Origin of the sequence: Moorena sp. SIO4A1, assembly GCF_010672065.1 — a bacterium.
GTDB lineage: Bacteria > Cyanobacteriota > Cyanobacteriia > Cyanobacteriales > Coleofasciculaceae > Moorena.
This window is the reverse complement of sequence record NZ_JAAHHX010000372.1, coordinates 1-2,037: the sequence shown is the minus strand read 5'-3', so window position 1 is coordinate 2,037 and position 2,037 is coordinate 1. Positions and strand designations below refer to the sequence as shown.

Annotated in this window: 1 protein-coding gene and 1 pseudogene; one reads left to right on the top strand and one right to left on the bottom strand. The window is 46.9% G+C overall.

Annotation, left to right across the window (positions count from 1 at the left end):
* On the top strand, nucleotides 1-1,799 hold a 1,799-nt coding region (locus F6K53_RS38420; RefSeq protein WP_293085064.1), incomplete at its 5' end, for a hypothetical protein.
* Nucleotides 1,800-1,834: 35 nt separating this feature from the next.
* Here F6K53_RS38420 and F6K53_RS38415 read toward each other — a convergent pair.
* Nucleotides 1,835-2,037: pseudogene (locus F6K53_RS38415) on the bottom strand (hypothetical protein); the annotation flags it as partial.

The window sequence follows — 2,037 nt, the reverse complement described above, 5'->3', positions numbered from 1 at the left end:
GGAATTGTGAGAATTTTTGTTCCCTACTCCCTACTCCCTACTCCCTGTTCCCTGTTCCCTGTTCCCTGTTCCCTGTTCCCTTTGCTATTACTTGCCATATCAATAACACTAAAAAACTAAGGAGTCAATCAATGGCTAAACTACCTCAATTTGATCCACCAGCCAATCAAAATGATTTTTGTGGAGAAGAAGAAAAGGAAAAAGCATTACGCACTCGCTGGAGTAATAACATTAATCGCTATACAGAAAAAACCTTGCAAAACGATCCGTGGAGTTCAGTTAACCAACCACCCCTAAGCCAATATTTCAATCCTCTCAAAACTGATATTCCAGAAGGAACGAAGGGTGTACCGATTAAATGGACGGCGTTCCCGAACCGGATTTTAATGGCATATCCCAATGTTGGGGAACGTACCCAGTGGCAATATGCTGACGAAGGACCACCCCCGGAGGATAACTATGGTCCGAGTGGTCCCCGTGGCTGGCAGGATGAATATTGTGAGTGGAGCGTCACCCGCAATGCACAGGGTAAGATTACCAAAGTAATGTTCACATGTGAGAACCGAGAATACTGGTATACCTTGTGGGAAGTCGATCCCAATGTTGTCTTGGGCCTTTACCAGAAATTAGTCAGTCCCGAGGTCAAAATTGAGGATCTGTATCTGCGTAACCAACAAGGTAATTTAGTTATCGATCCCGCCACGGGGCGACCAGCTTATAACGATCGCAATCCCTGGAATAGCACCACGACTGCTGGAGCGGTTCACCTGATTAGCAATCCTAATTCCCTAAGTGCGGAAGTATTTCTAGCTGGACAAGCCACAGTCCTCCGTAGAGATGCAGCCGGTAATCCAATTACAGACAAAAACCAGCTGATCAATTGCAGTCGGTATGGTACCCCAAACCGTAACAGTGATCCCACCATTGGAGCGTCTGTTAACGGATTAGTGCGGGGAACAGGAGCACCAGGTTCTGGACTTCGGATATCCCTGGCAAATCCCGTCGGTCTGTACATCCAAGAACCTAGTTTTAACACCTACGAATTACCCTTTGATGCGCCTGTTGATGCTAAACCCTCGGACTACTGGAAGGTGATTCGCGGGCGTAAACGGGACTCTGGGGAGGAAATGGACTATATTCTCCATGCAGTTTATGAAGTGCCTGAGGAGTTAGGCTTTACGGTTAGCGATATTACCATCAATGGATTCAATATTGAATACGGGGCACAAATTGCTCAAACTTTCCAAATTGCTCTTGCAGGTCTGGGCTTGCCTCAGGTGAACCAAGATGGGCTTCTTTGTGCAGGGGAACCAAAGTTATTACCTCGTCCGTATGTCTTGAGAGAATTGGAAATGCTTAGTGTAGCGTTTCGTTCTAGCTTAAATATGCGTATTGAGCCAGGGACTACCGTGGAGAATGTTGTACTGTACGCATTTGACAGCGATTCACAATCCACTATTGAATTTACTGGTTCACCAGGTATTACCTTTGAACAAACAGATTTTCAGGATCTAGGTAGTAATCAGCAAGTGTTCATCCTCACCATCACTGCTGCTCCTGATGCTCCCTTGGGGAATCGTTCTATTCTTATGAAAAATCCCGATCCGGATAACCCCGGAAACTATTACGGTGGTCCTGCTGTTTTTGGTTTATTAGAAGTCGTTGCACCAGGTACACTTAACAGAAATCAGGATGCTGCTGCATCTGAGGTGGCAGAAACTGCTCCCACAGCGATAGCAGTGCCAGATAAACTTCTCTTGGCTCCCATTGAGTTATCCAACAGGAGCAATGCTAGGTAATACTTAGATCTTGCACCAAGTTGAAAATTTACCTGTCAAGCTAGGGAACAGGGAACGGGGAACAGGGAGCAGGGAATAGGGAACAGGGAATAGGGAATAGGGAACAGGAATAGTGGTGTGTTACGGGACGGGGATCCCAACCGATGCCAACAGCCGGAAAACCATGGCAAGCCCGTCTTATCACGCACCACTAGCAACTCCCCCATCTCCCCATCTCCCCATCTCCCCATCTCCCCAT